At 55.3% G+C, this 26,724-nt stretch carries 20 protein-coding genes, 1 tRNA gene and 4 pseudogenes; 15 read left to right on the top strand and 10 right to left on the bottom strand.

Annotated features, from left to right (window positions below; translation table 11 throughout):
* Window positions 1-41: 41 nt before the first annotated feature.
* The 3 genes from JQ845_RS03985 to JQ845_RS03975 all read left to right on the top strand — a co-directional run bounded on the left by JQ845_RS03985 (window position 42) and on the right by JQ845_RS03975 (window position 5,485).
* A complete protein-coding gene (locus tag JQ845_RS03985; protein WP_003446075.1) occupies window positions 42-3,191 on the top strand; it encodes an ATP-binding protein in 3,150 nt (1,049 codons plus the stop codon).
* Window positions 3,192-3,324: 133 nt separating this feature from the next.
* Window positions 3,325-4,221, top strand: coding sequence for an EAL domain-containing protein (locus tag JQ845_RS03980; RefSeq protein WP_003446084.1), 897 nt, complete (start codon window positions 3,325-3,327; stop codon window positions 4,219-4,221).
* A gap of 487 nt (window positions 4,222-4,708) precedes the next feature.
* Entirely contained in the window at window positions 4,709-5,485 is a 777-nt protein-coding gene (locus JQ845_RS03975; protein ID WP_161719441.1) for a hypothetical protein, read from the top strand.
* Window positions 5,486-5,771: 286 nt separating this feature from the next.
* On the opposite strand, the gene JQ845_RS03970 is transcribed toward JQ845_RS03975, so the two are convergent.
* Window positions 5,772-6,860 carry a YkvI family membrane protein gene (locus JQ845_RS03970; protein WP_003446085.1) on the bottom strand — a complete coding sequence of 363 codons (1,089 nt, stop codon included), beginning with the start codon at window positions 6,858-6,860 and terminating at the stop codon, window positions 5,772-5,774.
* Between the two features lie 725 nt (window positions 6,861-7,585).
* Here JQ845_RS03970 and JQ845_RS03965 point away from each other — a divergent pair.
* From JQ845_RS03965 to JQ845_RS03955, 4 genes and pseudogenes are all read left to right on the top strand, one after another.
* The gene (locus JQ845_RS03965) at window positions 7,586-8,353 is read left to right on the top strand and encodes an NAD(P)-binding domain-containing protein (RefSeq protein WP_161719443.1); all 768 of its coding nucleotides are present in this window, start codon (window positions 7,586-7,588) and stop codon (window positions 8,351-8,353) included.
* A gap of 667 nt (window positions 8,354-9,020) precedes the next feature.
* The gene (locus JQ845_RS03960; protein ID WP_203008385.1) at window positions 9,021-10,337 is read left to right on the top strand and encodes an MFS transporter; all 1,317 of its coding nucleotides are present in this window, start codon (window positions 9,021-9,023) and stop codon (window positions 10,335-10,337) included.
* A 434-nt stretch (window positions 10,338-10,771) separates the two neighbouring features.
* A pseudogene (locus tag JQ845_RS23015) lies at window positions 10,772-10,912 on the top strand (integrase); the annotation flags it as partial.
* A 328-nt stretch (window positions 10,913-11,240) separates the two neighbouring features.
* Window positions 11,241-11,450, top strand: a complete 210-nt coding sequence (locus JQ845_RS03955) for a hypothetical protein (protein WP_203008383.1) — start codon at window positions 11,241-11,243, stop codon at window positions 11,448-11,450.
* A gap of 57 nt (window positions 11,451-11,507) precedes the next feature.
* Here JQ845_RS03955 and JQ845_RS03950 read toward each other — a convergent pair whose 3' ends face one another.
* The 6 genes and pseudogenes from JQ845_RS03950 to JQ845_RS23010 form a co-directional block, all read right to left on the bottom strand.
* Window positions 11,508-11,717: a hypothetical protein gene (locus tag JQ845_RS03950; protein ID WP_203008381.1), complete on the bottom strand. Its 210-nt coding sequence runs from the start codon at window positions 11,715-11,717 to the stop codon at window positions 11,508-11,510.
* A gap of 852 nt (window positions 11,718-12,569) precedes the next feature.
* Window positions 12,570-12,938 carry a hypothetical protein gene (locus JQ845_RS03945; RefSeq protein ID WP_203008379.1) on the bottom strand — a complete coding sequence of 123 codons (369 nt, stop codon included), beginning with the start codon at window positions 12,936-12,938 and terminating at the stop codon, window positions 12,570-12,572.
* 7 nt (window positions 12,939-12,945) lie between these two features.
* Window positions 12,946-14,073 (bottom strand): hypothetical protein, encoded by a 1,128-nt coding sequence (locus tag JQ845_RS03940; RefSeq protein ID WP_203008377.1) that lies wholly within the window; start codon window positions 14,071-14,073, stop codon window positions 12,946-12,948.
* A gap of 469 nt (window positions 14,074-14,542) precedes the next feature.
* Window positions 14,543-15,823, bottom strand: a complete 1,281-nt coding sequence (gene umuC, locus JQ845_RS03935; RefSeq protein ID WP_203008374.1) for a translesion error-prone DNA polymerase V subunit UmuC — start codon at window positions 15,821-15,823, stop codon at window positions 14,543-14,545.
* Window positions 15,813-16,272, bottom strand: a pseudogene (locus JQ845_RS03930) (LexA family protein). Before JQ845_RS03930 ends, umuC begins: the two are co-directional and overlap by 11 nt.
* Before the next feature lie 113 nt (window positions 16,273-16,385).
* Window positions 16,386-16,650, bottom strand: a pseudogene (locus JQ845_RS23010) (lysis protein); the annotation flags it as partial.
* A gap of 31 nt (window positions 16,651-16,681) precedes the next feature.
* Between JQ845_RS23010 and JQ845_RS23005 the strand changes: the two are divergent.
* A pseudogene (locus JQ845_RS23005) lies at window positions 16,682-16,822 on the top strand (integrase); the annotation flags it as partial.
* 76 nt (window positions 16,823-16,898) lie between these two features.
* On the opposite strand, the gene JQ845_RS03925 reads toward JQ845_RS23005, so the two are convergent.
* Both JQ845_RS03925 and JQ845_RS03920 read right to left on the bottom strand, forming a co-directional pair.
* Window positions 16,899-16,972 (bottom strand) — tRNA-Cys (locus JQ845_RS03925).
* A gap of 213 nt (window positions 16,973-17,185) precedes the next feature.
* A complete protein-coding gene (locus JQ845_RS03920; RefSeq protein WP_203008367.1) occupies window positions 17,186-17,749 on the bottom strand; it encodes a helix-turn-helix domain-containing protein in 564 nt (187 codons plus the stop codon).
* A gap of 111 nt (window positions 17,750-17,860) precedes the next feature.
* Here JQ845_RS03920 and JQ845_RS03915 point away from each other — a divergent pair, with 111 nt between their 5' ends.
* The 7 genes from JQ845_RS03915 (at window position 17,861) to JQ845_RS03885 (ending at window position 25,036) form a co-directional block, all read left to right on the top strand.
* Window positions 17,861-18,772 carry a DMT family transporter gene (locus JQ845_RS03915; protein ID WP_161719466.1) on the top strand — a complete coding sequence of 304 codons (912 nt, stop codon included), beginning with the start codon at window positions 17,861-17,863 and terminating at the stop codon, window positions 18,770-18,772.
* 179 nt (window positions 18,773-18,951) lie between these two features.
* Entirely contained in the window at window positions 18,952-21,882 is a 2,931-nt protein-coding gene (locus tag JQ845_RS03910; RefSeq protein WP_203008361.1) for a monovalent cation/H+ antiporter subunit A, read from the top strand.
* A complete protein-coding gene (locus tag JQ845_RS03905) occupies window positions 21,882-22,226 on the top strand; it encodes a Na+/H+ antiporter subunit C (RefSeq protein WP_003446102.1) in 345 nt (114 codons plus the stop codon). The genes JQ845_RS03910 and JQ845_RS03905 overlap by 1 nt, the downstream gene beginning before the upstream one ends.
* Entirely contained in the window at window positions 22,223-23,908 is a 1,686-nt protein-coding gene (locus JQ845_RS03900; RefSeq protein ID WP_003446105.1) for a monovalent cation/H+ antiporter subunit D, read from the top strand. Before JQ845_RS03905 ends, JQ845_RS03900 begins: the two co-directional genes overlap by 4 nt.
* Complete coding sequence (locus JQ845_RS03895; protein WP_003446107.1) at window positions 23,905-24,393, top strand: Na+/H+ antiporter subunit E; 489 nt, start codon at window positions 23,905-23,907, stop codon at window positions 24,391-24,393. Before JQ845_RS03900 ends, JQ845_RS03895 begins: the two co-directional genes overlap by 4 nt.
* Window positions 24,390-24,668 (top strand): K+/H+ antiporter subunit F, encoded by a 279-nt coding sequence (locus JQ845_RS03890; RefSeq protein WP_003446108.1) that lies wholly within the window; start codon window positions 24,390-24,392, stop codon window positions 24,666-24,668. Before JQ845_RS03895 ends, JQ845_RS03890 begins: the two co-directional genes overlap by 4 nt.
* Complete coding sequence (locus JQ845_RS03885; RefSeq protein WP_003446109.1) at window positions 24,665-25,036, top strand: Na+/H+ antiporter subunit G; 372 nt, start codon at window positions 24,665-24,667, stop codon at window positions 25,034-25,036. The genes JQ845_RS03890 and JQ845_RS03885 overlap by 4 nt, the downstream gene beginning before the upstream one ends.
* Before the next feature lie 115 nt (window positions 25,037-25,151).
* Here the strand turns inward: JQ845_RS03885 and JQ845_RS03880 are convergent, their stop codons facing one another.
* Window positions 25,152-26,642: a DASS family sodium-coupled anion symporter gene (locus JQ845_RS03880; RefSeq protein WP_127196449.1), complete on the bottom strand. Its 1,491-nt coding sequence runs from the start codon at window positions 26,640-26,642 to the stop codon at window positions 25,152-25,154.
* Window positions 26,643-26,724 lie beyond the last annotated feature (82 nt).

The raw sequence follows: 26,724 nt of genomic DNA, 5'->3' as shown, positions 1-26,724 counted from the left end.
CCCGACTCGGCGCCTTCGTTCTACTCACTATTTTGTCCTGTATGCCGGTCAGGTCCGAGACGGGCGATCTACAGCCCACCGCGCGACAACAACTGGATAACATTAAAGTCCAGCCCGACGATGTTGAGCGGGCCTGGCTCGATCAAAAGCAAGCGCTGATAGTCGGCGTGACCAGTGATTCCTTGCCGCCGTACCGCATCTTTAGTGAACACAATAGCTTTGAAGGACTTACCGCGGATTACCTGGCTGCTTTGCAGAGCGAACTGGCGATCGAGATCAAGGTGCGCCCGTTCACCACGGCCAATGCCGCCTTTGACGCCCTGCGTCAGGGGCAGATAGATCTGGTGGCCACCGCCACCTCGCAGGAGGCCAGCCATTTTGGCGTGCAACTTACGCCACCTTACGGGCAGTCAGAGCTGGCCCTCTTCGCAGACGGGGGGGATCTTCACGAATACAGCATCAGTGACCCCAAATTGCGCATCGCTGTGGCCAACAGCGCTGCGCTCTCGATGTACAGGCGCAACGGCGGCCAGGGGGCTTTCATCATGTATGCCACCCCCCTTGCAGCGATGGCATCGGTACTGACCGGTGATAATGACGTCTACCTCGGTGACACGCTCTCGACCTACTACCTGTCCAGCCAGCTATTCAGTGTGCAGTTTGAAATCAACCAGAGCACGCGCCTGCCCAAGGTGGATCTTTCTTTTGCCCTTGCAGCCAACAATCCGGTACTGGCTGGCCTCCTGAACCGCGGGCTGGGAAGTATCACGCATCGCCAGATGAACAATGCCCAGTATTTCTGGGGCGACTTTGAGAGTGGTGATCTAAGTGATTTTCGCCTGCACCTCAGCAACGCGGAACGCACCTGGATCAGCAATGCCGGGGTAGTCAACATTGCGATCAGTGAAGATCTTGCCCCTTACGCTTTTTTCAACAGCAATGGTCGCTTGAATGGCATTGCTTCAGATTTATTGGGCATCATTCGGCGAAAGACCGATATTCACCTCAAGATTATCCGTGTCAGCTCGTTGAGCGAAGTCAACGCTTTGCTGAACACTGGCAAGGCAAGTCTTGGCATCTTGACAGAGCCCAGTGAGTCTTCACTGTCATATCTGCATACCCGAACTCTGGCTGTCGCGCCCTACCTGTTTGTGATGCGCCGCAATGATCAAGCTCAGCTGGAAGCACAAAGCACTGCACCCGTAGCAGTTGCAAAAGGCTATCTGCAAAATGCGCTGATTGCCCGGCAATATCCCCATGTACGGATAGTCAATACCGAAACCATGGGCGAGGCGTTCAATCTTGTCCGTGACGGTAAAGCTGATTTTGTCCTGGCACCTGCCAACGTAGCGCGCTACTACCTCTCCTACAAATACGAATCAAGCCTGAAAATCGGCGGCATCCTCAATGTTGAGGATGCAAAAATCGTGTTCGCCGCCCCTGGAAACCATCCGGAACTGATCTCGATCATCAACAAGGCCATGATTGAAATCCCTCCGCGCAAGAACCTGCAGATCATCGGACTCTGGCGCGCCAATTCAGCTACCGATGAAAAGTACTGGGAAGGAATCGCCTCTAGTATCTGGAGATCTTTCGAGGTATTGGGCGCCCTGCTGGTGGTAGCCGGCCTGCTGATTGTGGTTCAACGCCGTCGCATTCTGAGAAAACGTCACGACCTTGAGCAGCGACAATTACTGCTGGACGAACTGCAGGTCGCCAAGGAGTCCGCGGAAAAGGCCAGCCGAAGCAAATCAGTCTTCCTGGCCACCATGAGCCACGAAATCCGCACCCCCCTCAACGCTATCATCGGCATGCTGGAACTGGTGCTCACTCGCAAGGACAACGCCGAACTCAACACGCAGTCCGTACACATAGCCTACGAGTCAGCGAATCACCTGTTAGCCCTGATCGGCAGCATTCTGGACATATCGCGCATCGAATCAGGAAAGCTTAGCCTGTCGCCTGAACCCACCCGCATTAAGGAACTACTGGAATCGACAAGCAATGTATTTTCCGGCCTGGCCCGGCAGAAACGCTTGTACTTGCGCCTGGACATCGCCCCGCTGGCCACGGAGCTGGTTTGGGTGGACGCGCTGAAGGTCAAACAAATCATCTCCAACCTCCTGAGCAATGCGATCAAGTTCACCGAACAGGGTGGCATCGAAATTCGTTGCCAGGTCAGCCCCGCGAGCAAAACCTCTCTACAGGTTGTTATAAGCGTGAGCGACACCGGGGTTGGCATCCCGGCGGCGCAAATTGATCAGATATTCAACCCCTTCTTTATTACCCGGGATGCGATCAACGATCCCAATGCTGGCGCTGGCCTGGGCCTGGCAATCTGTAAAGAGCTAAGCAACTTTATGGGGGGGCATCTGGAGGTAGAAAGCGATACGAAGTTCGGCACTCAGATGACATTCAGCATAGTGCTTGAGTGCGTCAGTGCCGAGACCCATGTCACTTCCCCGGTGTCCGGGTCGACTGCGGACAAAAGCCTCGATGTAGCCTTGACCCTATTGATTGTCGAGGACCACCTGCCGAGCCAGTACCTGTTGTACCAGCAACTCTCCTACCTGGGTCATCGTGTGGTAACCGCCAGCAATGGCCTTGAAGGCCTGGCGATGTGGCAAGAAAATGAAATCGACATTGTGCTCACCGATGCCAACATGCCGCAGATGAGCGGTATCGAAATGACCCAAAGCATCCGCCGGCTGGAGCAATCCCGGGGCGTTCGCCCGTGCATCATCATTGGACTGACCGCCGATGCCCAACGCGAAGCGCTTGAGCGCTGCCTGGCCAGCGGTATGGATCATGCGCTGACCAAGCCAATCACCCTGGCCGACCTGAACCGCTGGATCCCCAAGCTCGACACAGACGAGCAACAACTCAAAAATTTGCCGTCGTCGACGAGCACTATCCACGCGGCCTTGGCCGAACAGGTGATCGAAAGCAACAACAGCGAACTCGAAGCCTTGCAACGTGCATTGGACAAGGAAGACCTGAAGGAAATGGAACGCGTTGCGCACAAGCTCAAAGGCACCGCGTACATGCTCAACCACTCAGGACTACTGGAACAATGCATTGAGGTCGAAGAACTGTGCGCTGATGGAATGATGTCCATTAATACACTTGAAGCTGTGACGACCCTGATGCAGTCACTGGAGGCAATCAACCAGGCACTGCGACCGAGCTGATGTTCCGGGCTGGCGCCGAGAGTTATCTGCGCGCAGTTCCAGAAAAATCTCGGCAAAAATACAGATTCGTCTTTCGTGTCGCCAGGGTGGGGTCGCTTAGGCTCAGAGGCATACCCATTCAGGCTGCCCCACCATGCAAAAAACCTCATTGCACGCGCTCGTTGCGAGCCACACCTACCAACCAAAGCAAGCTCTGCAAAACCGGCCGGACAGTTCAAGCGCTCCGAAAAAACCAGCCCGACTGCCCAGTGCCGGGGAGGTAAAACGTGGTCTTCTACGCAGAGAGTTCAATGCGTACCTACAACCCAAATTCGATTTGCACACTGGTCAGGTCGACTCGGTGGAAGTCCTGGCACGCTGGCATCACCCTCTGTATGGCGTACTCAATCCAGCAACCTTCATTGCACTGATGGCCCGTGAAAAATGGCTCGATACACTGCTATTCGAATTGTTGGAGCAGAGCCTGGCCTTTCAGCTAAAGCTACTGGAACAAGGCAGATTCATAGGCATGGCATTCAACCTGTCTCTTGATCAATTGATGAGTGATGCACTCATCGAACGCCTGGAGACCCGCTTGCGCCAGCACGCGCTGCCACTCTCGTCCCTCACCTTCGAAATCACCGAGGACGGGGCCGGCGAAGCTTGCGCTACCAGCGTTAAACAACTGATTCGCCTGCATCATTTAGGTGTACGGCTGTCAATTGATGACTTCGGAACGGGCTATTCGTCACTCTTGCGCCTTTGCCAGGTACCGTTCAGTGAAATCAAACTGGCTGAAGAATTCACCCGATTTATCGATGGTCCCGGCCGGTACATTGCAGCCATTCGCCACACTGTAGCGCTGGCCGCCGAAATGGGCATGCATCTGGTAGTGGAGGGTATTGAAACCGCAGCTCAGCACGATCAGCTGTATGGGATGGGAGTCCAGTTTGGTCAGGGGTTTTTGTGTGCTAAACCGATGCCGATCGCTGTATTCGAAAACTGGATACAAAACCCATACCCATGCTCCCGGTCAACCGCAAGAACCTGATTCAGGACAGCCCTGACTTTCGGGCAGGAGTCAGCAAGCACAGCGAAATTCTGCTGTGACAAGGCGCTATGTTGGTGAGCAGAATTTGGCGAATGATCTACTCGTGAAAGAGTGGCGCTTTCGCGCCTGGTTCTGCAGTGCCAGAACCCGGTTTTTTCAGACAGCCTCTGCAATGCTGATGTTTGAAGCACGATCGGTAGCTCCCTATGTCAATCAAGAAATACCTTGCCCTGTCTAAAGAATTGTCTCGGATCCTTGTGCTCACCTGACTCGTATAATTGGCAGCCGCCCCTTGCCGCTACGGAGCGACATGCAAGGTGAGCCGGACGTGATATCTCGACAACATATTGAGCGCGGTTTGATCAGCGCAGCGCAAACTGCTATTTGAAATTTGAACAACATTCCACTCGAAATTCGATAGGGCACCGAGAACTATTAAACAGGTACGCAACACTGATTATCGATTGCTTAAAAACCAAGGAAGCTCATGTATCTACCAATCCTGAATGCCGTATTAATCATGCTGCTGCTCGCCCCTCTACAGTCAACGGCAGCTATCATTCGGGTGTCTGAAACAGGGCCTGGGTGTGGAAAACCAATGAGAGCAGGTTTATGTACCGGAACCATCTTATCCATCGACATCATGAGTGGTGAGATCAGGGATATTAATAGTAACAATCCCGTGCCGGGTTATCAGTTCTTCAGACTTTCGCGCCCCTACGCTTTTTTTGAATGCAACACGGCTGGCACATCAGGTTGCCCTCGTCTTAATTTCATATGCCGTACTGAAGCAGAGGCAAGAGCCACACTTCAAAGCCTGGTGGGTGCTTCCATAAATCGGGTCAGTGCACCTGTGACAACTCGTGAATCTCTCGACTTCCGTTGTTTGAAGCCCGGAAGCTATGGTTGGTTCCAGCTCTCATACGATATCGCGACGATCCCTCCCATACCACCGCCAGTCACATGCTCAGCAACTGCGACCAGCATATATTTAAGGGGTACAACCACTGAAGTTAATGCAGGCGGGGCTTACACTTATATCGAGTGCAGCGAAAACACTACCGTCAGCCTGCAGATCCCCAATCAGGGAGAAGTAGATTTGACAGGCGCGGGTACAGTTGTACTGGGTATCGCCGACGGCGGCTCTTCTGCAACACTCGATGTTCGAGGTTCCAGCCCGGTATGGATAAAGGCGTCTTACAAGGGACGTAAACCGCCTGGAACATATAGTGGATCGACAATACTTCAACTTAATGTTCTTTGATTCATTTAGTGAATTGGCGGACAAATTCTTTCTGAGGGTTTAGCACAACACGACACATCGCCGGCAGGTCGCCGTTACTACCATTAAGTATTTCCATCGAATGCAGTAAATACAGTGCCCGGCCGCCTGCAGGTCTTCGACGTGGCATTCGCAGGGTGGAAAAATGGCGATGTCGACCTTTGGAAATCTCCAGGCACTAAAAACCCCGCTCGAGGCGGGGTTCAATCAAAGGGTCAGCGCTGGATCTACTGCCGTGCCTGCGAACGATTGCCCACAGGTTCAAGGGTCAGGAAACAGCTTCCAGCGCAGCTTTTTGCGCCTTGGCAATGGAGCGGCTGCGTAGCCAGTTGAAGCAAATAGCGAGAATCAGGGCGAAGCCGACATAGCCCAACAGTGGGTAAACAGTGCCTACCAGCTTGCTGAAGCCACCCAGGCTCAAGGCCAGGCCTATGCATACCGTGACTGCGCTAATCAACTTGAAGCGGCTGGTTTCAGGCTTGGCGAAGCGGGCGCTGAATGCAAAGAACATCCCCACCGCCGTGCTGTAGACCATGCAAACCAGTGCCACCGACATCACCACCGAAAGGATCGGCGAGATACGCCCTGCCAGTGCCAGGGAAGGCATTTCGATGCCTTCCAGCTGGTTGATGTTGGCAAACAGGCCGATGTTCAACAGCAGGATCAACGCACCCAGACCGAGACCACCGAGTACGCCACCCAGTGCGGCAGCCTTGGGTTGCTTGGTCATGCCACCAATGACAGCCAGCATCGGGAAGCCTACGGCGATGTTGAAAGACGCGTACAGCAAGGCGCCCACAAACCAATTGCCAGAAACTGTTTCGTTGTTCTCACGGGCAACCGCGTCGAGGGTCTCGATCGGGGCGTTGTAACTGAAGATCGAGTAAGTGGTGATGATAAGCACCATCGCCAACAGGAAAGGCATTACCGCGCTGATCAGGTCGATGATTCGCTTCACGTTCATGCACAACGTGGCGATCACCAATACCGTCATCAATACGCCACCGAACAAGGGCGGCAGATCGTACTGCTGGGCAAAGATCGAACCGCTGCCGGCCAGCATCACTACACCGACGCCGTACAGGAAGAAGGACAGCACCACATCGACGACCAGGCCGATGCGCGCACCGAACAGAATGTAGAGAACCTCCTTGTGCGAGCTCGCCTGCATCTTCGAGCTCATTCGAGCGATCTGCATGCCGAGGAAGGCAAACATCAGACCGCTTACCAGAGTGCCGACAATACCTATAAGCCCATAGCCGGTGAAAAACTGGAGTACCTCCTGCCCGGAGGCAAAACCACCACCAATCACGACGGACATGTAAGCAAGGGCAATCTGGATCGATTGTTTATTCATTAAACTATTTCTCATTCTTAGACTTATTAGATGCATGGAAATAGAGATGCAGTGCCGGCCTCTTCTTTCCATGGAACGACTCGCTCTGGGCAGCAGCGCAAATCAGTGCGATTTGTTGTGCTGCCCGGGTGTACGGACGCCGCCCGCAGTATAAGAACTGTCAGGCAGCTTTTTTCACCATATAAGCCGTTATATCCAGTGATAAAACTCGGTAAAAATCCGTTTGGCACCACTAATCTCTCAAACATGGCGATAATGACCGCACAACCACCTGAAACATTCAGAAACAAGTAGTGATTTATAAATCAAGGACTTAGCGCACGACCACAGAATGCGCGGCCAGAGACTTGGCGCCCGCAGGCGAAAGGGCCGGTCAGGCACCGCGTGTACCTGTTCTGGATCAGACCTTGAATACCGTTGTCGCAGGCGGGGTTAAGCATGCGATCGCTGCGACTGCGCGAGTGCAACCCAGTAATGCCGACAAGCCCGGATCCGCTCCCCGCAGAGACGACTCGCCCATGCCGAGTGAGCGACTGGCTTGGGTGAAGCTGTAATTTTGCTTGAGTACGAGGTCAGCGGCAGAGGGCTGAAGATGTCCAGGTGCTCTGGGCAGCGTTTCATGATTGGCCAGAGATGAAGGCTTTGGGTCGACTGGCCCTCCGGGGCAGGCTGCCACCCAGTTATCGTGAGACACTCTCTATTTGCTCAACACAGGAGAAGGTAGCGTGCTGAACATTGGAATTCTGGGTGTTGGCGAACTGACGGAGAAGATCGTTATTGGCTTGCGCCGAAGCGGGTTTTCCGGGAGGGTTTTGCTTTCACCGCGCAATAATGATCGTGCCCGAGAGCTATGCAGGCTCTGGGCCTGTGAGATTGCGCAGAACAACCAGGGTGTGGTCGATGACAGCGACCTGCTATTTCTGGGCGTGCGACCCGATGCTGTTGAGCAACTTGCCAATGAGGTACGACTCAAGCCCGAACAGACGCTGGTTTCACTCGTAGCGGGTATGAGTATCAGCGAGCTGGAACAAAGCTTTCCCAAAGCTCGGCACGTACGGGCGATGCTGTCCTATGCCGCTCAGATCAACCAATCAACTGTTGTCTTGACCCCAGGCGGCCAGCCTCATGAGAGCTTGCTCGGCGCCCTTGGATCATTGGTCGTGATCGACCAGGAGGACGCATTTGAGCTCGCCACCGTTGCGGCGTGCATGAACGGCTGGTTTTATTTCTTCCTCGGTGATCTTCAGGAGTGGTTTACCGGGAAGGGCCTCTCCCATGAACAGGCAGCACAGTTGGTGATGGGCAATATGCAGGATTGTCTGTCCAGTGCACGGCACCAACCTGACGTCAGCCTGGAAGTTCTGGGCGGTAGTATCGCAACACCTGGTACCTACACTTACGCCGGGTTAGAAAAGCTTCGAAAGAATGGCGCAATGCTGGCTTGGAGAGAGGCATGTGATGAGGTGTTCGCGCGCCTGAAAAAGGACGCTTAGCATCAGCGTTCGCGCTGCCTGCTCATGGCCGATAGTGTTGAAAATGCCCGGAAATCGACCGGTGAAAACTCCGTTTCTGCACGCGGCGACGAGAAAGCTGAGGCTGAGAGCCTCAGTCAAAAGTAAGGATTTCAATCTCGGATTGCATACGCCTCTGCCGTGGAACCCAAGGCCGACTTTACAACAGGATCGGCCGAAAGCAGCCTGACCGGACTACAAGACAGGTCGACACCACCCTCCCCTTGTAACAGGACTCCTACTTGTCCAAACATTATGGTTATCCAGGATGGCAGCATCGGGGATGACTAAAAGTTATCACTCAATCAGCAAGTGTCATTAGGCAGCAGCCTTTGGAAAAAATACAGTAACGCCCACGCGGTTTCTGAAGAACCGCCTACAAAAACAATCGGGCAAAGTTCGGGTTACTTGGATAGCGCTGCCAGCCGAGACGAAATTCACCAGCAGAAAGTAGACGATCAGGCGGTCCTGACCCACAACCCTAAGATTTTTCAGTGGGGGCTTAAAGGTGGTCGCACGAAGGCAGACAAGGCCGGCGATCATTCGGATGGTTCTACAAGGGCACCTGTCGCTTTGCGCGTAAAGGCAGGTGCAGTGGCACTCTCATGCTCTGTGCAACACCTTAAAAACAATAACCAATAGGTGCACCATGACTGCTGAAACCCTCTCGACCGCGCAATCGCGGGTCGAATTGCTGGACGATGTCCTATACCGCAAAGTCAACTGGCGGATCATACCGCTGTTTATTATTTGTTTCCTGTTTGCTTACCTGGATCGCGTCAATATCAGCTTCGCCAAATTACAGATGCAAAGTGATTTGGGATTCAGCGACACCGTTTATGGTCTTGGCGCGAGCCTGTTTTTTGTCGGCTACTTTCTGTTTGAAGTACCGAGCAATATTCTGCTTCACAAGATCGGTGCCCGGGTCTGGATTGCGAGGATCATGATGAGTTGGGGCATTGCCTCGGCGTGCATGATGTTTGTGAGCGACGAGTTCTGGTTCTATACCCTGCGTTTTCTTATTGGTGTAATGGAAGCAGGGTTTGTGCCGGGCGTACTGTACTACTTTACCCAGTGGTATCCAGGTAATCGCCGGGGTCGGGTCAATGCCTATTTCAAGAGCTCGATCTGCCTGTGCGGAATCGTCGGAGGCCCCTTGGCGGGCTTCATTCTGGGGCATTTCGACGGGATGTATGGCATGGCAGGGTGGAAGTGGCTGTTCCTGCTTGAAGGTTTGCCTTCGATAGTACTGGGCGTTGTGGTGCTGTGGCTGTTGAGTGACAAGATCGAAGATGCGTCGTGGCTAACGGCAGACGAAAAGCGCGTGCTGCTTGAGCGTATGGCGAGCGAGCCCAAACCTGATTCCTCCAGCCGCTTTTCGGATATCTGGAAGCACCCGGTCACCTACGTGATGTCGGCCATTTACCTTTGCCTGGTCATGGCCTTGACCGGCTTATTGTTCTGGATGCCGCAATTGATCAAAAGCGCCGGGGTGGCGGATACCTTCGATATTGGCTTGTTGACTATGATCCCGTATCTGATCGCGGCGGTAGGAAACCTGCTGATTGGCAGCAGCTCGGACAAACGTGGCGAACGTCGCTGGCATATGGCCGGTTGCGCGTCATTGACTGCTGGGGGTTATTTACTCTGCGCTTGGTTTCCTGGTCAGCTGTTGCCCCTGATGGCTGGGATGAGCATGATTCTCACCGGGATCATTGCCTGGATGCCGATTTTCTGGACCATTCCACCGCGTTTTCTCACCGGGCTGGCGGCCGCAGCCGGGATCGCCTTGATCAACTCATTGGGCCAATTGGGCGGAATTATCGCCCCCTTCATGGTAGGGCGGATCAAAGACCTGACGGGTAGTGCAACGCCTGCCCTGTACATGCTCAGTGCCGTCTGTGTACTGGCCACTGTACTGGTGATCTGGGGGATCCCTGCCCGCTACTACCAAGTTAAGCAATGAGCCGTTCAATTGGGTTGGACCTGGAACCCCATCTGCTGATTTGAGTCTCCAGTTTTCGGACCATGCACACAGAAGCCTTGTGCACTATTCCTGTGCCCCAGGCCGCAAACACAGGAAGGAACTAACCGGCCTCGGACTGACTCAGCACAGTGCCGGTTGGACCTTTTACGTAATTGCATGGACTTCACTCCCAGCTGCTTCTGAAAGGCCGCTGTGAATACATTTGCGGGCCAGCTATTGGCCGCTTGCTGACTTCCATAACGCCGCCGGCGCCGGTGGTGGCTTGCACTCCTCCACTACCATTTGAGCCGATGGCGTCGAGCAGGACTGACAGCCGCAGGTCAGCAGTAGCAAGGCGATCACGCAGGCGTGCTTGTTTGGTTTGCTCATTGGTCAGGGCTCGGTAAACTTCTTCAGCCCTCACTCGTACTGCGCAGTTTCGTGATATGAGGCCAAAGGCTGCGTCGGGAGTTGCAGATATTTCGGAGGCGAGCGCGCTTCTTGGGCACTCAAAAGAAGGGATTACGGAACGGGTTTGCCGGCGTATCGGAGCAGTCGCCAAGCCCGCAAAGTGAAGTAGTTATGCAACACTTCACTTTCCTGCGGCCAATAAAAAACCCCGCAGACCAAGATCTGCGGGGCTTTCGAATGTGGAGGCCGAAGCCGGAATCGAACCGGCGTGGGCGGATTTGCAATCCACTATTTTTTCCTTACAAATCTGAAGCTTACGACGAATTGGATTCCGCAAGCGCTCCATATTTTTGCCCCTGAACGTCAAGCATATAAAGGGTTTCGTTTTGAGGTGCGGAACTGATTTTGCACCCCTCCCCCGGCATCCTACCAATCGTCAAACACTCACGCCCCCACATCATCGGCTAAAGTTTTCCTCACAGAGGATCACATATGACTAACCCAGACCTAATTCCCGCCCTCCTTTACAAACTCAATGAAAATCAGCTTGCCCTTGAAGCTGCCTTAATGGAGCTAACGCTATGGATTGAGCTGCCAGGCTCATCTGAGGTAGGAGGCAATGTTCGTGGCGCGCTAAATGTAATTACCCAGAATGAAGAGTTCATCAACGCTTCACTAAAAACGCTCATGCCACCTGAATGAACAAGCGTAACTGATCCGGAGATGCATTTACCTAGAGTAAATCACTAGAAAATAGTTCTAGTGATGCTTGATGGAGTCTGCACCAACTGCTAAAAGCTGATAATCGGTTACTGCATGGACTAGCGACTCAGCCAATATTTGCAGGCGATCAATTTCTTCTTTTGGGCATCCTGAAGTTTTAGCCTCACTATAAAGACGCAGGGCTTCTAAGGCCTCTAAGATCAACGGCTCGCCAGCCGCGGTCATTCCCAGGATTGCCCTCTTCATCAATACCTACCCTCTCAGTAGTCACATCAGTCCAGCTGTTAACCAGAAACAATCACTCCGCGGCAAGAACAGGGCTTCGAATCGTCCGCAAAGCTGCGAATGTCCCGGTATGGAAAACGCAGAACTCAAACTCTGTAAGACGTGGATCAATTTCAGATACCCCCTATCGAACCCAGAGCCTCTATTAAACGCACAATTGCTGGTTTCTCGACTGGCTTTTCGCCGATACAACACACTTCCGGATCGGTGAGAGAGCACCATACAGACACTGGATCTCCACCTTCAGGCCGTATGAGGCTTTACGAATGGTGGCAGTTGACCAGGCGTCAACAGTTTCGCCGAGAGACTTGTGAAATCGCTGCCCATTGACGCTATAGCTGAAGCTTATGAACTGCGGTCCGGTCCAGGATGCGGCACTCCCAACAAAGGTTATGTAGCCTTGTACTACTTGCCCCTCAGATACATCCGTAGCACTCATAAGCTCTCTCCTGAAACTATTCGGGTGATACACAGGCTTTCCGGGTTTTGGTAGGGGTGACGCTATCCTCATGCGCCCTTCAGAAATCTTAGCAAGTGCTCGAGAAAGCGTTTTAAAAACTCAGGATCAGATGCGATCTGTAAGGGGGGCAGAAAACGGCCAGAAGTGGACGGTCGCGGCGTATGAAAAACCAGAGCGCCTCACCATAGCCTTCCGGCGGAAAAACAAGAAGGTCAATGATCAGAGCGAACGCTTAGCCATTCGGAGCGCAAAAATGCGCCTAATCGTAGGCAGTCCCTCTGGAGCAATACAGCGGCCCGAGAAGCTTACCCAAAGTGAGACGCGATCACGAAAAAAGCATAAATCAATATATTTTAATTTTTCATCAATCTTAAGTAGCTGTCTTTTTTCACAACAACTTGCAGACTTCCCTTGTAATCTACAATCTCACCATAGGCACAAACTCTCCCCCCTTCAAGCCCCGCGAGGCTGCCAAACTTTTTTTCAAAACCTGCTGTGTCAGAACTCCAAATTATCACGGCCAACGGCTGGTTTGGATAGGGTTTGTCAAAGTTGATAACGGTACGATTAGTTAGTTTTTTAACCTCGACTGCTTGCCCGCAGACTAACAATGTTTCACCAGCATGGAAAGGTGCCTTGCTGGCCTCTATCGTATTGGCAGCCATAGCAAATTTAGTGAAAAACAAACTGACGAGCAGGGCGGATAGCCGTGACTTATACATTATTTACCTACTTGGTTATTAACTGCGCACGGTCGCGCAGGGTGATTTGGGGCTTGCCCCTGTAGCTGCTGATCTCTCCTTCAATACAGACTGTTCTATTTATTTTCTGATTAACGCCAGAGAAATTTTTTGCGTACTCATTCCAAATTACAGCGGTAACTGTACTGTTTGGATAAGCCTTATCGAAATTCAAGTAAGTGACTTTATCAGTTTCTCGAATCTGTACAATTCTTCCGCAGAGCGTTGTTTTCTCACCGACATGCCTGCTCGCTTCTGTTGTGCTTAAATAATCGTTGACCGGAGCGTTAGATGCACCTAAAGACGTATTGCCATCTGATGCCGGCGGAGTGACATAACGGGTCGAAACTGCAAGCTCAGGCTGGCTGTTCGAATGCATAAAAAAGCCAATCGTGGCACTTGTAATCAGCACGGTTACAAAAACAATAAGCGGTATTTTTCTAGATTCAGACAGTCTAGACTTATTGCTTTCCTCAGATAGAGTTAGCAACTGCTTAGTGATCAGAGCTAATTCTTTTTGAATAGAGGTTCGCTCTGCTTCGGCAAATGTCACATCCAAGCTTGCCCCAGCAGCAACGCTGGAAATATGGTCTTTTGCAGCTTGCGCGAAATCGGCAATCTTCCGGTCCTTATCTGTGATCTCCTTCTCCCTGCGCTCCCTGACCTCCACAGCGCTAGAGTAGTCAAGTTCTTGCTTAAGTAATTCGCTGCGAATTTCTTGGATTACAAATTTTGATTCATTCAGCCAGGTTTTATTTGAATAGCGTAGGAGCATGCACCCTAGAACGCGCAATAGTGCATTCTGACGAGTAAGAAGGTCATTCCAGCGATCATGATTAATACTTTGATTTGGATTTTGCATCTTCCCCAAACCGTCAATTTCAATCGCCAAACGAATTCCTTTCTGCTCATCATGTATCATGAAGTCAATGCGTCTATTGACACCATTCTGGTCTATGAACGGGAACTGGGCCTTTACATAGTTGGGATTTATCTCTGGGATTCTTGTCAGTATCTCCTCAACAAATCGCACCTCAAAGTTTACAGGGTGCTCCATCTTGTACTTGTTGTTTTCTATCCATTGCTTCCATTGGTTTTCACGTTGGCTATTGTTCATTTTTCTTGAAGGACGATCCCTACCCCACTGTAAATTAACGTGTCGCGCACACTTCTATCAAGTCCCGGCGGAGCCCTACGGCGCATGGCCATTATCATACCCCACAGACTTCGTGTTTAGCGGAGCTTGCCGCGCAAATTTTGAGGAGGAGTTTATAGGCGGGGCTGCCGACCTTTCATTTAGCGACAGCGCGTTATCACTTCATGACAATCCATGGCCTTTGATCGGGCTTTTCCCATAACGTTGACCGTCGCTTCTACGTTCTTTGGTGGCGAACGCTGTTCGCCATTTCGCCGTCGGAAACAGAATTACTGCGGGTTACGTTTTTGGCACGCTGAACGACTGCAATGGGTCGTTTTCTGCCTGTCGCCACCGTCAGCAATCGGCCGTTTGCTGACGATCATACGGCCAATCAAACCTCCACTTTACACTCCCCCAGTGTCCGGACCGACTAAAATCTACACCCACCTTACCTACAAGAAACTTGCCACAATTGCTGCATCTGTGTCGTATAGCTCTGACTCATCATCTCCCGCCTCATCCCCCAATCGGGATTTCTCGGCACACTCGCGGCACGCAGCGTCCCCCTACCCCAGCGGCCATTGATTTCATCAAGCACTGCCATAACCCGGGATGCTTCCGCCGGCTGGTTAACTGCAAATAGATCGTCCGAAAACTCACCAGGCTGCCGAAGGTCTAGCAGCAAGACCTCTGCCTTGCTGTACTTAAATCCGGGCTGAAACACATGGTCGAGTGCATCCACTGCCGCTCTTGTCAGTAGACGTACATCGTCAGTGGGGTAAGGAAGCGTTACCACCACCCCCTTGGCGTATTTGGCCTCATCAGGATTGAACATCCCGGTGCGGATACTGACCCGAACCTTTTTGCAGTATGACTTCTGGGCGCGCAGCTTTTCCGAGGCACGCATCATGTAGGTAGCAACCGCCTCTTTAATGGGTGCCAGCTCAGTCAGTCGGTTGCCGAACATACGACTGCAACAGATCTCCTGCTTTGGCGGATCGGGTTCGTCTAGCTCAAGACAATGCGTCCCGGCTAACTCCCGAGCGGTCTTCTCAATAACGATGCTGAATTTCTTGCGCAGCGTCCACGGGTCAGCCTTGGCCAGGTCCATGGCGGTACGAATGCCCATTGCTTCAAGGTGTGCGGTCATTTTCCGCCCTACCCCCCACACCTCAGACAAGGCTGTATTGCGCAGCACCCAGTCGCCTTCGAAGTCCCCGCAAAGGTTCACTACTCCACCGGTTTGGGCCTGCAATCGCTTCGCTGTGTGGTTGGCGAGCTTGGCCAGGGTTTTGGTATGAGCAATCCCTACACCTACCGGGATGCCGGTGCATTGAAATATGCGGCTGCGTATTTTCCGGCCCATGGCCGAAACGTCAGCTATGCCGGTCAGGTCAGCGAATGACTCATCAATGCTGTAGACCTCCACCGCCGGCACCATCGCTTCGATCAAGCTCATGACCCGCTCGCTCATGTCGCCATACAGCGCATAGTTCGATGAGAAGGCGACAATGCCCAACTTCTCCAGACGATGCTTTATCTGGAAATATGGCTCCCCCATTTTCACGTGGGGCTTGGCGTCATAGCTGCGAGCAATAACACAGCCATCATTGTTGCTCAGTACCACGATGGGCACTTTAGCCAGATCAGGACGAAACACACGCTCACAGCTGGCATAAAAGCTGTTGCAGTCGATGAGCGCGAAAACTGGATCTGGCTTAATTGCCATGGCTGCGCACTGTGTAAGTAATCACGCCCCAAATGGAAAGATCGTCGCCTTCCAACACGTGCCGGTCGGGGTATTTCGAGTTTTCAGACTGGAGAATGACGTTCTTTTCACGTAAGCAAAGACGTTTGCAAATCGGATCGTTATTGAGCAGTGCAACAACCGCATCGCCGTGGACTGGCTCGAGTGAGCGGTCGACAACGGCCACATCCCCCGGAATAGATCCCGGCTCCCTGCATGCTGTCGCCATCGATTGATACCAGGTAAACGTGCGGAGCTCGGATGTTCAGCAGTTGGTCTAACGATATTTCCTTCTCAAGATGGTCTGCAGCTGGGGACGGGAATCCGGCCGGAACCTTGAAAGAACCAAGAGGCAGGCGAATGCCTCCTTCAGCAATTGGACCCAGAGAGCACGCAAACCCCAATACAATAAGAACGATCCTAAATGCCATACGTCTTGAATTACGGCCAAACCAAGCTCCAACTAACGCCGTGAAATTAGAGGCATACTTTACGGAATCAAAACTTGGACAGAATGCTGACGCGCCAGTGTCAGCCGCTCTGTTTACTTTATGCCTGAGACTTCTTTTGCGTAGACCTGACAAGCCTGGAGCGTGATCAGTCCTTGATCGCCGTCGCCGGTAATTCCGATAATTCGTTGAGCATGCGCTGGGTCAAGTTTGGCTCTATGGGCTACATGAACCACGCCCTTGCACTCCTCCACTACCATTTGAGCCTATGGCGTCGAGCAGGACTGACAGCCGCAGGTCAGCAGTAGCAAGGCGATCACGCAGGCGTGCCTGTTGGGTTTGTTCATCGCTCAGGGCTCGGTCAACTTCTTCAGCCCTCACTCGTACTGCGCAGCTTCGTGATATCAGGCCAAAGGCTGCGTCGGGAGTTGCAGATATTTCGGAGGCGAGCGCGCTTCTTGGGAACTCAAAAGAATGGATTACGGAACGGGTTTACCGGCGTATCGGAGCAGTCGCCAAGCCCGCAAAGTGAAGTAGTTATGCAACACTTCACTTTCCTGCGGCCAATAAAAAACCCCGCAGACCAAGATCTGCGGGGCTTTCGAATGTGGAGGCCGAAGCCGGAATCGAACCGGCGTGGGCGGATTTGCAATCCGCTGCATAACCATTTTGCTATTCGGCCAATTGTGCGTGACGCTTCATGAGAAACATCAAATACAAAGGTTGCTGCTGCGATTTTATCGCTACAAGCATTTGATTCTTCAGCGATTCAGGTTGTTGCCCCGAGCTGATGGCGCGCATTATGTACTAGAAGATCGAAGCTGGCAACCCCCTGAATTCTAATAATTTTTAGTTAATTGACCAGCCCTCGCCATGGCTCGCCCGACGCCTTCGCTCATATCACTACGTTACGGATAAAGCGCACAACCACGTCGCCTTCGTTTCTGTAGGAGTGCGGTTTGTTGCTGGCGTACATGTAGAACTCTCCAGCGCTGAAACGTAATGCCTGTTCGCTTATGACCAGGGTCAAACACCCTTCGAATACGTACAGCTGTTCACTCCAACCCTCGGCATCGGCTTGGGACTGGTATTCCTCGCCCGGTTCCAGCGTCCATTCCCACAGCTCTACTTCTCTTGAAGCTACAGCCTTGGCTAATAACACGGCCTTGCTTCCCGGGGCGGTACCTGTCCAGGCCACTTCATTGATGCGGCTCGGGTCGGCAGAGCCCGGTGCCTGGATCAAGTCGCTGAAAGCAACATTGAGCGCTTCGGCGACCCGGTCCAGGGTGCTGAGGCTGACGTTCTTTTCGCCCGCCTCTATAGCTACCAGCATCCGCCGACTTACTCCCGACAGCTCGGCCAGTGCACTTTGGCTGAGGAGTGCGACCAGCCTCAGGCGCCGGACGTTCTGGCTGACGTGTTGTAACACCGACGCACGTTGTGAATTTTCTTTGGGCACTATATTGCTCACCTTGTGGGACTGCGCAGTATACTGCTCAGCTTTGACGCATTGTGCGTCTCTCTTCCGGCAGCGTGCAAGGCTATGACAACGTTGAAACCTTCAAAATTGATGTCTTTGACCTCCCGTTTCAGCAAGGCCGAATGTGTGCTGGTGCTGATTACCATGGTTTGGGGCGTCACTTTTCTATTAGTGCAGCATGCACTGACGTCCAGCGGACCGATGTTTTTTGTGGGGCTGCGCTTTGCTGCCGCAGCGCTGATTGTTTCTCTGTTTTCAATTCGCAGTCTGCGCGGCATTACCCTGTTTGAACTCAAGGCCGGGGTGTTTATCGGGGTGTCTATCATGCTCGGTTATGGCTTGCAGACCATTGGCCTGCAGACTATTCCCAGTAGTCAGTCGGCTTTTATTACAGCGTTGTATGTACCTTTCGTACCGCTGCTGCAGTGGTTGGTGCTGGGACGCCGACCCGGGCTGATGCCAAGTCTTGGTATTGTCCTGGCGTTCACCGGGCTGATGCTGCTGTCAGGCCCGAGCGGTGCGTCCCTTGACTTCAGCCCTGGCGAGATCGCGACACTGATCAGCGCCATCGCCATAGCGGCAGAAATAATCCTGATCAGCGCCTATGCTGGCAAAGTCGATGTTCGACGGGTCACGGTGGTGCAACTCAGTACTGCGTCGATTCTGGCTTTCCTGATGACTATTCCTACCGGTGAGACCGCTCCCGATTTCTCATGGCTTTTGTTAGCCAGCGCCGTAGGCTTGGGCGCTGCAAGTGCGGTAATTCAGGTAGCAATGAACTGGGCCCAGAAGAGCGTTTCCCCCACCCGCGCCACGCTCATTTATGCAGGTGAACCGGTGTGGGCCGGCATCGCCGGACGTCTGGCCGGGGAGCGTTTGCCGGGTATCGCCTTGTTGGGTGCGGTATTGATTGTTGCAGCGGTGATCGTCAGTGAGTTAAAAACAAAGGGTAAAGCGCCCGACCCGTTGGAAGACAAGCAAGGCAATGAAGCATGTGACTGAAGCGCACGCGCTGATACTGAAAGCAAAGACTCACACTCTGGAGTGTTCATACAGGGAAGATGCCGCGCCGCGCCACTTGCGTTTGCACACATTTTGTAGGATTCATCTACAGCTTCTTTGTTGGTGATATACAAGTCGCCACGTATGATCGCTCACAAACTCCTGCAGATTAGAAGCCTATGTCCCTGATAGTTCTACTGCTTCTGCCATTTATCGGCAGCTGTCTGGCGGCTGTTTTGCCGCACAACGCACGTAACAGTGCATCACTGCTGGCCGGTCTGATTGCTCTGATCGGTACCATTCAAGTAGCCCTGCTCTATCCGCAAATTGCCCATGGCGGGGTGATTCGCGAAGAGTTCATGTGGCTGCCCAGTCTCGGCCTGAATTTTGTGCTGCGGCTGGACGGTTTCGCCTGGCTGTTCTCGACTCTGGTGCTGGGCATCGGCACGCTGGTGTCGCTGTACGCCCGTTATTACATGTCACCCGAAGACCCGGTGCCGCGCTTCTTTGCTTTTTTCCTGGCGTTCATGGGCGCCATGCTCGGCCTGGTGGTGTCCGGCAACCTGATCCAGATGGTGTTTTTCTGGGAGCTCACCAGCCTCTTCTCCTTCTTGCTGATTGGATATTGGCACCACCGCTCAGATGCCCGACGCGGCGCCTATATGGCGCTGATGGTTACCGGTGCGGGCGGATTGTGCTTGCTGGCGGGGGTCATGCTGCTTGGCCATGTCGTCGGCAGCTACGATCTGGATGCAGTGCTGGTCGCCGGCGACAAGATTCGCGCCCACAGCCTGTATCCCGTTCTGCTCCCGCTTATCCTGATCGGCGCCCTGAGTAAAAGTGCGCAATTCCCGTTTCACTTCTGGCTGCCCCACGCGATGGCAGCACCCACTCCGGTTTCGGCTTATCTGCACTCGGCAACCATGGTCAAGGCCGGGGTGTTCCTGCTCGCCCGGCTCTGGCCCTCCCTGTCGGGCAGTGAAGAGTGGTTCTGGATTGTCAGCGGCGCCGGGGCCTGCACCCTGGTGCTGGGCGCCTACTGCGCGATGTTTCAAAACGACCTTAAAGGCTTGCTGGCCTATTCAACCATCAGCCACCTTGGCCTGATTACCCTGCTGCTGGGCCTCAACAGCCCACTGGCGGCGGTCGCTGCGGTGTTCCACATTCTCAACCATGCGACCTTCAAGGCGTCGCTGTTCATGGCGGCAGGCATCATCGACCACGAAAGTGGTACTCGGGATATTCGCAAGCTCAGCGGCCTGTTCAGACTCATGCCCTATACCGCGACCCTGGCCATGGTGGCCAGCGCCTCGATGGCAGGTGTACCGCTGCTTAACGGGTTTCTGTCCAAAGAGATGTTCTTCGCCGAAACCGTGTTCATCAACTCCACAGCCTGGGTTGAAATTGCCCTGCCCGTAATCGCAACCATCGCCGGTACATTCAGCGTGGCCTATGCCCTGCGCTTTACCGTTGATGTGTTTTTCGGTCCGCCTCCCACCGACCTGCCCCTGACTCCCCACGAGCCGCCACGCTGGATGCGGGCCCCGGTGGAGCTGCTGGTGTTCACCTGTCTGATGGTCGGGATCTTCCCGGCACAAACCGTCGGCCCGTTGCTGGCGGCTGCCGCGCAACCGGTGGTGGGCGGCGAACTGCCTGAATACAGCCTGGCGATCTGGCACGGCCTGAATGCACCGATGATCATGAGCCTGATCGCAATGTCCTGCGGCATCCTGCTGTATGTGGTGCTGCGTAAACAGCTCAAACTCGGCCGTTATCCGCTGCCGCCGCTAATCACGTATTTCAATGGCAAGCGTTTCTTCGAGCGCTGCCTGGTGGTGATCATGCGCTGGGCGCGCCGCATTGAGCGACGCATCAGCACTCAGCGCCTGCAAACCCAGCTGTTCGTGTTGATTCTGGCTGCCGTGATCGCGGGCCTGATTCCGATGCTCTACAGCGGCCTGAGCTGGGGCGACCGGCCGAAAATACCGGGGTCGACTGTATTCGTGACCCTCTGGCTGCTGGCAATAGCCTGCGCCCTGGGCGCCGCCTGGCAAGCCAAATACCACCGTCTGGCAGCCCTGACCATGGTCAGCGTGTGCGGCCTGATGACCTGTGTGACCTTTGTCTGGTTCTCCGCACCTGACCTGGCGCTGACCCAGCTGGTAGTCGAAGTGGTCACCACGGTCCTTATCCTGCTCGGGTTGCGCTGGTTGCCGCGGCGGATAGAAGAAGTCTCGCCACTACCGGGGACATTGCGCAAAGCGCAGATCCGCCGTTTGCGTGACTTGCTGCTATCGGCCGCAGTCGGCGGCGGTATGGCCATGCTGTCCTACGCCATGCTCACCCGCCAGACCCCGAACGACACGTCGTCTTTCTACCTGAGCCGGGCTTTGCCGGATGGCGGCGGAAGCAATGTGGTGAATGTGATGCTGGTGGATTTCCGGGGCTTCGACACCCTGGGTGAAATCACCGTGCTGGCAGCCGTGGCACTCACTGTTTTTGCCCTGCTGCGTCGCTTCCGCCCGCCCAAAGAGAGCATGCAGCTGCCTTCCCAGCAGCGTCTGCTGGCCAAGGACGTAATGACCGATCTGGTCAACCCGCGCAGTGCCAGCGACACCGCCCTGGGCTTCATGATGGTGCCCGCGGTACTGGTGCGCCTGCTGTTGCCGATTGCCTTCGTGGTGTCGATGTATCTGTTCATGCGCGGCCACAACCAGCCGGGCGGCGGCTTTGTTGCCGGCCTGGTGATGTCCGTGGCGTTCATCTTGCAATACATGGTGGCAGGCACCCAGTGGGTCGAGGCGCAAATGAGCCTGCGGCCGCTGCGCTGGATGGGCACCGGCCTGTTGTGCGCCACCCTCACCGGGCTCGGCGCAATTCCTCTGGGCTATCCGTTCCTGACCACCCACACGGCACACTTCAGCTTGCCGCTGCTGGGTGACATCCATATCGCCAGCGCCCTGTTCTTTGATATCGGCGTCTATGCCGTCGTGGTCGGCGCCACGCTGCTGATCCTCACGGCACTGGCTCACCAGTCGGTCCGGGCCCATCGCCCGAGCAATCAGCCTGCCTCTCAACCCGCCACTCAACCCAGGACGGGAGCTGCCTGATGGAAGAAGTCATCGCTATCGCAATCGGCGTACTCGCCGCGTCCGGAACCTGGCTGGTGCTGCGCCCGCGGACCTTCCAGGTGGTCATGGGCCTGTGCCTGCTGTCGTACGGGGTCAACCTGTTCATTTTCAGCATGGGCAGCCTGTTTATCGGCAAGGAGCCGGTGATCAAGGACGGCGTGCCCCAGGACCTGCTCAACTACACAGACCCGTTGCCCCAGGCCCTGGTACTCACCGCAATCGTCATCAGCTTTGCCATGACCGCCCTGTTTCTGGTGGTCTTGCTGGCCTCCCGGGGCCTGACCGGTACCGACCACGTCGATGGCCGGGAGCCTAAAGAATGAATTTGATGCCGCATCTGATCGTCGCGCCCATTCTGTTACCGCTGCTCACCGCAGCCTGCATGCTGTTGCTGGGAGAAAAACGCCGCCCGCTCAAAGCCCGGATCAACCTGATCTCGACTTTTATGGGCCTGGGCATCTCCGTGCTGTTGTTGCTATGGACCCAGCAGCAACCGCTGCCGTCAGCGATTGGCGTGTACCTGCCCAGCAACTGGCAAGTACCGTTCGGGATCGCCCTGGTGGTTGATCGCCTGTCGGCGCTGATGCTGGTGTTGACCGGCATCATCGCCAGCTGCGCGCTGCTGTTCGCCATGGCCCGCTGGGACCGCGCCGGGGCCAGCTTCCACGCACTGTTCCAGATCCAGCTGATGGGCCTGTACGGTGCCTTCCTGACCGCCGACATCTTCAACCTGTTCGTGTTTTTCGAAGTATTGCTGGCCGCCTCCTACGGACTGATGCTCCACGGCTCCGGCAAGGCCCGGGTGTCTGCGGGCCTGCACTACATCTCGATCAACCTGCTGGCGTCATCCCTGTTCCTGATCGGTGCGGCATTGATTTATGGCGTCACCGGCACCCTGAACATGGCCGATCTGGCGCTGAAAATCCCGCTGGTGCCCGAGGCAGACCGCGGCTTGCTGCATGCCGGCGCCGCCATTCTGGCCATCGCCTTTCTGGCCAAGGCCGGCATGTGGCCGCTGAACTTCTGGCTGGTTCCGGCCTACTCGGCAGCCAGTGCCCCGGTCGCCGCCCTGTTCGCGATCATGACCAAAGTCGGCATTTACACGGTTCTGCGCTTGTGGACCCTGCTGTTTTCCGGTCAGGCCGGAGCGTCGGCCTACTTTGCCGGTGACTGGCTGATATACGGCGGCATGGCGACCATCGTCTGTGCTGCCATTGCCATACTGGCCGCCCAACGCCTTGAGCGGATGGCCAGCCTGAGCATTCTGGTGTCGGCGGGCATCCTGCTGTCGGCCGTGGGTTTCGCCCAACCCAACCTGACCGCTGCCGCGCTGTTCTATCTGGTCAGCTCCTCCCTTGCCTTGTGCGCCTTGTTCCTGCTGGCCGAGCTGATCGAACGCTCGCGCTCCTCCAACGAGATGCTGCTTGAGGACGATGCCGGGCAACTGCCCGCCCTGATGGAGTCGTTGAATCCGCCGCGGGGCACCAATCTGGATGACGAGCAAAAAGCCGTGGTCGGCCAAATCATTCCCTGGACCATGGCCTTCCTGGGCCTGAGCTTTATCGCCTGTGCCCTGTTGATTATCGGCATGCCGCCGCTGTCCGGGTTCATCGGCAAGCTCGGCCTGCTCAATGCCCTGCTTAACCCGGCGGGCCTGGGCAACACCGCTGACGCTCCAGTCTCGACCGCTGCCTGGGGCCTGTTTGCGCTACTGATCTTCTCGGGTCTGGCCTCTTTGATTGCCTTCGCGCGCATGGGTATCCAGCGCTTCTGGACACCCATCGAGCGCCCGTCGCCGCTGCTGCGTCGCTTCGAATACCTGCCCATCGTGTTGTTGATCGGACTCTGTGTGGTCCTGACGTTCAAGGCCGAGCCCGTATTGCGTTATACCCATGATGCCGCTGACACCCTGAACAATCCCGAGCGCTATGTGATGGCCGTTATCGGCACCCGCCCGGTACCCGGCCCCGAAGCCAAAGCGGCGCTACAGGAGGTACAACCATGAAGCGCCTGTTTCCGGCTCCCTGGCTGTCACTTGCGCTGTGGCTGCTGTGGCTGGTGCTCAACCTGTCATTGAGCGCCGGCAATCTGCTGCTTGGTGCTGCGCTGGGCTTTCTGGCCCCGTTGATGTTCGCGCCCCTGCGGCCGCTGCCCATCCATATTCGCCGGCCCGGCGTGGTCATCAAGCTGTTCTTTGTGGTGGGCCGCGATGTGGTGGCATCCAATATCGCAGTCGCCCGGGGCGTGCTCATGGCCGGCAAGAAACCGCCCCGCTCACGCTTCATCAAGATCCCCCTGGATCTGCGCGATGCCAACGGCCTGGCCGCCTTGTCGATGATTACCACCGTGGTGCCCGGCACTATCTGGTCGGAGCTGGCGCTGGACCGCAGCGTACTGCTGCTGCATGTGTTCGACCTGGATGACGAAGCGCAGTTTATCCGGCATTTCAAAGACACCTACGAACGCCCCCTGATGGAGATCTTTGAATGAGTGCCCTGCTCTCCAATGCCATCCTCACCAGCCTGTTCCTGTTCAGCCTGGCGATGGTCCTGACCGTGATCCGGCTGTTCAAGGGGCCGTCGGCCCAGGACCGGGTTCTGGCGCTGGACTACCTGTATATCCTCGCCATGCTGGTGATGCTGGTACTGGGTATCCGTTATGCCAGTGACACCTACTTTGAGGGCGCACTGCTGATTGCCCTGTTCGGCTTTGTCGGCTCTTTTGCACTGGCCAAATTCCTGCTGCGTGGCGAGGTGATCGAATGAATTCAGTCAGCGAGTTATCGCTCTGGATCGAAATACCGGTGGCAGTGCTGCTGGTTCTGAGCAGCCTGTTTGCCTTGTGCGGTGCTATCGGGCTGCTGCGCCTGAAAGACTTTTTCCAGCGCATGCACCCGCCGGCACTGGCCTCGACCCTGGGCGCGTGGTGCGTGGCACTGGCGTCGATCCTGTACTTCTCGGCACTCAAATCGACACCGGTGCTGCACGCCTGGCTGATCCCGATTTTGCTGGCGATTACCGTACCGGTGACCACCTTGCTGCTGGCGCGCACCTCGCTGTTCCGCAAGCGCATAGCGGGCGAAGATGTACCGCCCGAAGTCAGCAGTGGCGGACGCAGCGAAGGCGGAAACTAACCCGGGCCTGGGGGAGTGAGCTTGTCTCGCGATGTTTTGGGCGTCGCGAAGAAGAGCTCGCGAGCAAGCTCGCTCCTACAGGCAAGCTCGCTCCTACAGGTGAGCTCGCTTCTGCTTACATCCAGCCCAGCCAGCTCCAGTAGGTTGCGCCAAACAGCAGCATCAGCAAATAACCCACCGCCGTGACGATCAGCCCGACCTTGGCGAATTGTTTGGCGGTGAAGGTTTGCGTGCCCAGGCACACCATGTTTTGCGGAGCGTTGATCGGCAGGATAAACCCGTAGCTGACCACAAAGCCCAGAAGCATGGTCATGCCCAACCGGTTGAATTCACCCGGCAAGGTTTGCAGCACCGCAATCAGAATCGGCAGCAAGGCCGAGGTCAACGCAGTCGCACTGGCAAACCCCAGGTGAATCAAAATCAGGAAAGCCCCCAGAATCGCAAAGATCCCCAGCGGCCCCACTTGATCCAGCCCGGTGTGGTTCACCACCTGCGCGCCCAGCCATTGCCCGGCCTGGGTGGTGAGCAAGGCGGTACCAAGACTGATCCCGACCCCGAACACAATCACCGTGCCCCAGGGGATACGCGACTGCACGTCTTTCCAGGTCATCACTCCAAAACGCGGCAACAGCAAAAACACCAACCCGGCGTAGGTGGTCGAGGTGGTGTCGAAACTGTGCAGCTTGCCTTCGGTGGCCCAAGCCAGCAGCAAGGCCACAGAGACCGCCATCAGACGTTTCTGTGGCCCGGTCATCGGCCCCAGTTCGGCCAGGGACTTTTCGACCGCTTCTTTGCCGCCGGGAATGCTGTCGCTTTCGGGAGGCAGCAACTTGAGCACCACAAACAGCAACACCCCCGACATGATGATGGCCCAGGGCGCCCCGGCAATCAGCCAGTCGAGCCAGTTCACCCGCGCGCCCAGCATCTTGTCCATAAAACCCACGGTCAGCAGGTTCTGCGCTGCTGCGGTTTGAATCCCGACGTTCCAGATACTGGTGCCCTGGGCCACCACGATCATGATTCCTGCTGCGATATTCGAGCGCTTGTCCACGCCAAACGCCAAGATCACCCCCATCATGATCGGCACCACACAAGCGCTGCGGGCCGTGGCGCTGGGTACCACCAGGCTGAGCAGAATGGTGACCGCAATCGCCCCCAGCAGGATGCGTCGGGTGCTGGTACCGATACGTGACAGGGTGACCAGGGCAATACGCCGGTCCAGCCCGGTATGGGTCATGGCCGCCGCGATAAACAGCGCACCGGCCACCAGCGCCAGCGCGGCATTGGAGAAACCGGTCAGGGCCATGGTGATGCCGGCAGAAGTGCCGTAAAGCTGCGACGGGTCTTGCAGGGTGGGCGCCATGCCAATCAGAAACGCCATCAGCGACGTGATCATGATGGCGCTGGCTTCATAGGACACCGCCTCGGTGATCCACACCACCACGGCAAACGCCAGAATCGCCAGCATGCGGTGGCCGGCAACCGGTAGATCGGCAGGCAATGGCAGCAGCAAAATACCTATCATCACCAGGACCGCAATCACCAGGCCTATGGGCAGTTTTGCTTTCGCCGTTACAGGCTCCGGGGTGGTTGCAGGGGCATTCATGGCCAGTTCCTTATGCTTGAAGTCCTGTGCAGCATAGGCCCGTGGCGCAAGGGAGGTGTTGATGCTTGTCAGCTGTATCTAT

Source organism: Pseudomonas paraversuta (genome assembly GCF_904063065.1).
In the GTDB taxonomy this organism is placed as follows: domain Bacteria; phylum Pseudomonadota; class Gammaproteobacteria; order Pseudomonadales; family Pseudomonadaceae; genus Aquipseudomonas; species Aquipseudomonas paraversuta.
Note: the sequence above shows the minus strand (reverse complement) of the source record. Positions and strands in the feature narration are given on the sequence as shown.